This is a genomic window from Fusibacter tunisiensis (genome assembly GCF_016908355.1).
GTDB classification, from domain to species: Bacteria; Bacillota; Clostridia; order Peptostreptococcales; family Acidaminobacteraceae; genus Fusibacter_D; species Fusibacter_D tunisiensis.
This window is the reverse complement of sequence record NZ_JAFBDT010000027.1, coordinates 19,484-27,175: the sequence shown is the minus strand read 5'-3', so window position 1 is coordinate 27,175 and position 7,692 is coordinate 19,484. Positions and strand designations below refer to the sequence as shown.

6 protein-coding genes are annotated in these 7,692 nt (G+C 35.9%); all 6 read left to right on the top strand.

Going from position 1 to position 7,692, the window contains the following annotated elements; all coding sequences use genetic code 11:
- Positions 1–116: 116 nt before the first annotated feature.
- The 6 genes from JOC49_RS11320 (at position 117) to JOC49_RS11295 (ending at position 7,656) form a co-directional block, all read left to right on the top strand.
- Positions 117–569, top strand: coding sequence for a hypothetical protein (locus tag JOC49_RS11320; protein ID WP_204665149.1), 453 nt, complete (start codon positions 117–119; stop codon positions 567–569).
- A 170-nt stretch (positions 570–739) separates the two neighbouring features.
- Positions 740–2,584, top strand: coding sequence for a DUF262 domain-containing protein (locus JOC49_RS11315; RefSeq protein WP_204665148.1), 1,845 nt, complete (start codon positions 740–742; stop codon positions 2,582–2,584).
- Positions 2,581–4,803 (top strand): DUF262 domain-containing protein, encoded by a 2,223-nt coding sequence (locus JOC49_RS11310; RefSeq protein WP_204665147.1) that lies wholly within the window; start codon positions 2,581–2,583, stop codon positions 4,801–4,803. Before JOC49_RS11315 ends, JOC49_RS11310 begins: the two co-directional genes overlap by 4 nt.
- 113 nt (positions 4,804–4,916) lie before the next feature.
- Positions 4,917–5,684: a type IV toxin-antitoxin system AbiEi family antitoxin domain-containing protein gene (locus tag JOC49_RS11305; RefSeq protein ID WP_204665146.1), complete on the top strand. Its 768-nt coding sequence runs from the start codon at positions 4,917–4,919 to the stop codon at positions 5,682–5,684.
- A complete protein-coding gene (locus tag JOC49_RS11300; RefSeq protein ID WP_204665145.1) occupies positions 5,671–6,624 on the top strand; it encodes a nucleotidyl transferase AbiEii/AbiGii toxin family protein in 954 nt (317 codons plus the stop codon). The genes JOC49_RS11305 and JOC49_RS11300 overlap by 14 nt, the downstream gene beginning before the upstream one ends.
- Positions 6,625–7,656, top strand: a complete 1,032-nt coding sequence (locus JOC49_RS11295; protein WP_341534680.1) for a macro domain-containing protein — start codon at positions 6,625–6,627, stop codon at positions 7,654–7,656.
- Positions 7,657–7,692: the final 36 nt, after the last annotated feature.

The window sequence follows — 7,692 nt, the reverse complement described above, 5'->3', positions numbered from 1 at the left end:
AGGGGGTCATTGTTTTTTTATTTAAAAAATAGTGAAATCCTTTGAAAAAACAGTGTTGTTAAATAAATCAGGGGTGTAATACTTTACACTACCATGATTGAGATGGGGGACAAACGATGAAAAAATATTCAGTAGTATTTTTAATAATCCTAACTATCGGGTTGGTTATCTTTTTCACAAAACCGTTTATTAGAGATTACGAAGTAGTATTTAATGAAAGTACGTTAAAAGTTAGAGATAATTTGCTGTCAGGTGAAGTCAAAGTTTTTGATTCTAATAAACTTGCCTGGGTTAGTGTTTCTGATTATAAGAAGACCTTAATATACATGATAGATTTGAAATTTGAGGCTTTAAAGATAGAAGATTACAGCACAATTCAAGAGGTTATTAATAGAGAATTGAGTCAATATGATTTTATAACACCAGATGATATAAACAGTCTCAATAAACAAACCATTCTAGCCAGTGATATTCCAAGTAGAAAAAAATTAATTAGCTCTTTCAATGAATTAATTGAAGAATATAAACTTATTGAAATTGAAAAAATCAACTTGGAAGAGAATTTTTAATCACTGAGAATTTGGCAAGCAATGCAAGTGTATATACACTTGCGAATTTCCGTAATAATCCGGATGGATTATTGCGGAGCAATACATAAAAAACGGAGGCAAGGTTTATTATAGGACGTCGTTTGATTTTTTTAAGGTCCTAAAAAGATTATTCAAGTTAGGGGTGGACTATGTCTGAAAAACTTATTTTTAAATCCATTAATGCGCTGTTAGGAGAGCATTTTTATATACCCTATTATCAAAGGGGTTACAGATGGACAAAACAACAGGTGACAGATCTTTTAAATGATATTTGGGCATTTGCCAATAAAAGGCGCGAAATCGAAAACGAGTTCTATTGCCTTCAGCCCATTGTCATTAAAGCAAAAACATGGAGAGAAAATGAAGAGAATATTACCGGATGGGAAGTCGTAGATGGCCAACAGAGACTCACGACCATCTATATCATCCTTTCCTATTTAGCGAAAGAATTCCTAAAAGTAGACAGCCTGGATGAAGAATATGGGAAGGACATCTTTAGTCTTCGTTATGAAACCAGACCTGGAAGTGAACTCTTTTTAAAAGACATAACGGATGATAAATCGAACATCGACTATTACCATATGTCAGGAGCCTACAAAACAGTTAGGGAATGGTTTAAAAGTGGAGAATTGGTCAAGGACCGTTCAGACCGGGATAAATTTTTAAGAACATTACTGGGAAAAGATAGCGAAAATGATGGGTCACAAGATCCCAATGAGATATCTGTCAGGGTTATATGGTATGAAGTTTCCAAAACAGCTAAAAGTCTGGAACTGTTTACAAGGCTAAATATCGGAAAGATTCCTTTAACCAATTCAGAGCTGATCAAAGCCCTATTTTTGGCATCATCCAGCTTTCAAAACGAACAGGACGGGGAAAAGAAAAAGCTTGAGATATCGCTTTTATGGGATGAGATGGAGCAAAAGCTTAACGATGCGGACTTTTGGGCTTTTTCAACCAATGCAAAACAATCTGCTTATGCCAATAAGATAGAACTAATTTTTGACATGATTGTAGATAAAACGGACAAAATTATTGATCCGCTCTATACATTTATCACTTTTTTCAACCAAACAAAAGAAAATCAAACGTCTCTTTGGGACATGTGGATCAAGATTGAAAAATACTTCTCGACGCTTCAAGAATGGTTTAGAAATAAAAATCTATATCATAAAGTAGGGTATTTAATCACAATCGGTGAAGGCTTAAAGGCTCTGATTGAGAGCGCACTTACCATGAGAAAGGACGAATTTGAGCGGCAATTGGATGAGAAAATCAGAAAGAGTGTGCATTTTAACATTGAAGAACTGAGCTATGATAGAAATGGAGATTACAAGAAAATCGAGAGGGTTCTTTTACTGTTTAATGTGGAGTCCATTCGAACAAATGAAACCATAACTGAGTTTTATCCATTTAAGTTTCACAAGTCAACCTATTGGTCCCTGGAACATATTCATGCCCAGAATTCCGAAGGACTTGACAAGACAAAGAGAGAACAGTGGTTAAGCTGGCTGAAGTCCCACAAGAGTCTTTTAAAAGAACTTGTAGACGAAAATGTTAAGAAAGAAAAAAGCGTGATTTTTTCAGGGTTGATAGAAGAAATCGATGCCCTTAAAGAAGAGTATTTGACATGGGAACGGTTTAACAATTTATCTGAAAGAATAGCAAGAGAATTTTCAGAGGATACAGATATTGCAAGTGATGAAGAACATGGCATTTCCAATTTGGCTTTAATCGGTCAGGCACAAAATGCTGCCCTGAATAATTCTGTATTTGAAGTGAAACGACGAGAAATCATAAAAATGGATCAAGAAGGCAGATATATTCCAATTTGTACAAGACGTGCATTCTTGAAATATTATAATTCAAAGCCGTCCTCTGAACATTATTATTTCTGGAGTCATGAAGACCGAAAGAATTATTTGGCTGAAATCAAACGCGTATTAGGCATCAGCAATTATTTACCAACATTTAAGAAAATGGAGGCAGAATGATGGCAACTGGATTCTGGCAATTAATAAGTGACTATAAAGTGGTTATTCCGATCATTCAACGGGACTACGCTCAAGGGCGGGAATTTGGAAAAGTGCCACTGATTCGGGAAAACATTCTGAACGCCATGTGTCTGGCACTTAAGGGGACGGAAGAGCCACTGGAACTTGACTTTGTTTATGGATACACCAAGACCTTAATAAATTCAGATGGAAGTGATACGGATTGTTTTTATCCACTGGACGGTCAGCAACGCCTGACAACACTATTTCTCCTTCATTGGTATGTGGCTGCAAAAGAAGGAAAATCATCAGATGAGGGAAAATTGCTGTCCAATTTCACCTATGAAATTAGACATAGCTCCAGACTTTTTTGTGAGGAATTGGTAAAGTATGCGCCAGACAATTTTGATGAGTCTATTAAAAGCCACATCATAAATCAACCCTGGTTCTTTTCTGCTTGGCAAAATGACCCTACCATTTATTCAATGTTGGTGATGCTTGAGAGCATTCAATCTAAATTTGAAAAGTTTGAACTCAGTGATGTGTGGCAGAAACTCACATCTGAGACGCCACCTATTTTGTTTCATCTTTTACCAACAGACAAGTTAGGAATGCCAGACGATTTATACATCAAAATGAATTCCAGAGGGAAAGAACTGACAGAGTTTGAATATTTTAAAATTCGATTCTCAGAACTGCTCAAAAATAGTCATAGTGGCGTATTTAACCATAAGATTGATCAAGAATGGTCTGACCTTTTTTGGAACTTGTTCAAGGATGAAACCGAAGGGGATCTCGCAAAGAAAGTAGATGATGGGTTTTTAAAATTTTTCAACTACTTTACAGATATGATTGCTGCGGAAAATAGCGTTGAATTTGATGAGGGGTTGGATACATTTCAACGGATAGAACAGATTTACGCAAACGACAAAAATATTGATCTATTGTTTGACGTGCTGAGTTTAATGGTGGTTACCAGAACACAAACACCTGACTTTTACACCTCGAATTTTTACACAGCAAGCGAATCTTTTGATCCAAACAAAGTGAAAATCTTCTTTAACAGTCCCAATGTAGACCTCTTTAAAAAGTGCGCAACAGCTTATGATCCAGATCAAAGAAACAACCCATTTTCCATGGGGGAACAACTCTTACTTTATGCTTGTATCATACATCAACTGAACAATTCACCCGACTTTCAATTGAGGGTTAGAAAGCTTAGGAATATAATTACAAATTCTGTGGATACAGTCCGTAAAGAAAATTTACCAACTTTATTGAAGGCTGTAAAAGAGCTAATTCTCCATGGCAATTTAGACCTAGAGTCAAAATTTAGCACCACTCAAATTCAAGAAGAGTTGGAAAAGGATGCATTTTTACTTACCAACCCATCGCTAAAAACAATCATTTATAAGCTTGAGGACCACCGACTCCTACAAGGCTGTATATCTGTTCTTGGCTTGTCTCTAAATTTGGATGTTTTAGGCAATAAGTTTCTGGATGTTTTTTTTGAAGGTTGCAAATATGTGGACATCAGTCGTGCGCTTTTCATTTATGGTGATTATTCACAAGGGATTGGCGGAAGGCGATTTTTAGCAAGTGCCAAAGAGCCCACTTGGAGAGAGTTGTTTACGCCAAGCAATCGACGTAAAAACTTCAAAAACACAAGAACTGCATTGACTGCCTTATTGAATGATTTGGCAAATGACCCGCTTAGAACCATTGACACGACGATCCAGGACTATTTAACTTTATTTGAGAGTGATCCAATGCGCCCTAAAGATTGGCGGTACTACTTTATTAAATACAGTAGTTTTAGATATCACTCTGATGGATTTTATTATTGGCCAAAGCCTTCAAATCAATTTGAAAGTATCATGATGTACCGTACCATGATGAACGGGAGACACTGGGATCCGGTATTATTAACCATTAAAAAGCAAAGAGAAAATTGCCTGAGCATGGAAAGTTATGGACAACCTTTAATTTATGTGAAGGGCGATATTTCAATAATGATTACCAATCAAAATGACTGTTTTATGCTTTCGGTAAATGACGAAAACACTGAAAGTCAAGACTTCCTTTCAAGAGTTCGGATACATGGCCTAATTAGTGGCGAAAACAAATATATGATCAAACAAGATGACCATGGTGATGATCTTGAAGACCGGATTATAAAAGGGGTTGAGCTGATTGATTCCATGGAAACGTTACTTTAAAAATAACATAATCATGCTTGGAAAAAAGCAATATTAGTGTATAATTAAAGCAACTTTAAAAATAGTTAGATAATGCTTAAAAAGAAGCAATATAAAGAAAGAAGTAAAGTGATATGAAAGAATACGAACGACTATCAAAAAGAATAACTTTTTCACTAAGTGATGTGACTGCCATTACTGGAAATGAAAGCACTTCTACTTCGTTAATTAGCCGATGGCTTAAGAAGAAATACCTTGTAAGGATCCGAAAGGATTTATATACATGTATAGACTTAACCACTGGTGACGTGATAGCTAATAAATATCAAATAGCCACAGCAATTAATGAAGGCTCATATGTGGCTTATCATACGGCGTTTGAGCTGCATGGAATGGCGAATCAAGTTTATAATATGGTATATGTTTCATCAAGCAAAAGGTTTAATACATTCGAGTTTATGGGTATAACTTACAAGTATATAAAATCTGATTTTGATGATGGTGTTATTGAAGTAAGGAACACTGAAGGAATTAAGGTTACTGATGTAGAAAGAACCTATATTGATAGTGTGAATCTTGTTTCAAAAATTGGTGGTATTGAAGAGCTCATTAATATTACAGAAAGCCTAGAGAGGCTTGATAAGAAAAAACTCATGAAGTATTTAGATCTTTATGACAAAAAAGTACTTTATCAAAAAACAGGATATTTTCTTGAAAATCATTACATGGGTGAAAAACTTGGAAACGATTTTTTTGAGATATGCAAAGAAAAATCAGGAAATAGTGTGCGATATTTACTGGGGGGATGTGAAGGTAGATTTAATGATCGTTGGAATTTGGTAATACCAGAAGAGTATACATTGAAAAGCGACGGGCAAGGAGAGCCGGATGAATATATTTGATAAAAAATATTTGAGCAAAAGGGCTGCTGAAAATGGATTTAATAGAGATACCTATGAAAAAGTCCTTCGATTAATGGATGTATTAGAATTTCTTAACATAGATGATTTACTTAAAGACCGTCTAGCTTTGAAAGGTGGAACAGCCATTAATTTGCTTGAATTTAACCTTCCAAGATTATCGGTGGATATAGATTTGGACTATACGATAAATGCTAGTGTTGATGTCATGAAAATGGATCGTGAAGCAATAAGCGATAAGATTTTTAAGTTTATGGAAGAACAAGGGTATTTGAGAAAGAAGAGCGATAGGCAATCCTTTGTTCTGGATTCTTATTATTTCACATACAACAATTCTGGTGGCAATAAAGATAATATCAAGTTTGATATCAATTATGCTATGAGAGCACACTTATATGATGTGGAAAAGCGGTTAGTTCTGCCAAAGGCATTTGGTATGGAAAATCCAGTCAATGCACTTAACAGTATTGAGATTTATGGTAGTAAAATAAATGCATTGAATAATCGTGCAGCAGTTAGAGACCTCTATGATGTATACAAACTTGTTAAAAGTGACATGTTTAAGGAGTCGAAGAAGCCGTTAAGGAAATCTGTAATATTTTATCATGTTTTGACTAGTGACATAATAAACGGTGAGTTTGATTTGAAAGCTGCAGATAAACTGAACCAACACAGTATTTTAAGGGAATTAGTGCCAGTTTTGAAAAAGGGGGAAGTTTTTATATTAAAAGATTCGTTGGAAGAAGTAAGAGAATTTGTCAGCGATTTAATGATGATAACTGAAAAAGAGAAGGAATTCATTAGCAGGTTCAGTAATGGTGAGTATTGCCCAGAGTTATTATTTGAGGACAAGAGAATTTTGGATAATATTGCGAATCATCCTATGGCTAGATGGAAGGTGGGGCAGTTAAAAAAGAATTGATTGTTAATCAGAGTATTTACGAATTATGAAGATCATTCAAGTAAGAAAGGTGATGCTATGCCATTTGAAATCATAAGAAACGACATAACCAAAATGCATGTTGATGCTATCGTCAATCCAACAAATGCTGACATGTACGGCGTTGCTGGAGTCGATGGCATGATTCATAAAATTGAAGGACCAGGTTTACGAGATGAAACAGCCCAAATTGGACCGTTGGCACCGGGGAAATGTGCTTTAACACAGGCGTTCAACCTCCCTGCAGGCTTTATTATCCATACGGTTGGTCCTATCTGGAAAGATGGCAATAGTGGGGAAGAAGAGGTTTTAAAAAGTTGCTATAAGAATGCGCTTTCGCTCGCAAAAGAACGAGGGCTCGAGAGTATTGCTTTTCCACTCATTGCATCAGGCTCTTTTGGCTATCCGAAGGACATTGCGCTTAATGTTGCGATTCGTTCCATCGGTGAATTCTTGCTTTTTAATGAGATGACGGTGTATTTGGTTGTCTTCGATCGGAAAGCCTACCAACTCTCGGAAGCGTTGTATTCATCTGTAGAATCCTATATCGATGATCATTACATAGAGGCGCATAAATTATCAAATCGGTATCGGACGAATGAAATATTAGAGAGTGCCCGTTCAGATACTTATTTTCCAAAGAAACAGTCACTGGATGATGTCATCAATCGCATGGATGAAACCTTTGCTGAAATGCTGCTGAGGCTCATTGATGAGCGTGGGTTAAAGGATCCTGAAGTCTACAAGAAAGCAAATGTCACCAAGCAGACATTTTCAAAAATTAGAAACAACAGTCAATATACGCCAACCAAACAGACAGCGGTGGCCTTTGCAATTGCTTTACAGCTTAATCTAGATGAAACAAAAGATCTCTTGCTTAAGTCTGGGTTTGCCTTGTCCAATAGCAATCGATTTGATGTGATCATCAGTTATTTTCTTGAATCGAATACTTATGATATCAATGAAATCAATGCGGTTCTTTTCCACTACAATGAAAAACTATTGGGTTTATAAAAGTCAACTGGCAGGTGACCTTTTAGCAATTGAAAA

What these genes read in the sequence shown, in the direction of transcription:
- JOC49_RS11320 (WP_204665149.1), top strand. Translation starts at nt 117, where the DNA reads ATGAAAAAATATTCAGTAGTATTTTTAATAATCCTAACTATCGGGTTG.
- JOC49_RS11315 (WP_204665148.1), top strand. Translation starts at nt 740, where the DNA reads ATGTCTGAAAAACTTATTTTTAAATCCATTAATGCGCTGTTAGGAGAG.
- JOC49_RS11310 (WP_204665147.1), top strand. Translation starts at nt 2,581, where the DNA reads ATGATGGCAACTGGATTCTGGCAATTAATAAGTGACTATAAAGTGGTT.
- JOC49_RS11305 (WP_204665146.1), top strand. Translation starts at nt 4,917, where the DNA reads ATGAAAGAATACGAACGACTATCAAAAAGAATAACTTTTTCACTAAGT.
- JOC49_RS11300 (WP_204665145.1), top strand. Translation starts at nt 5,671, where the DNA reads ATGAATATATTTGATAAAAAATATTTGAGCAAAAGGGCTGCTGAAAAT.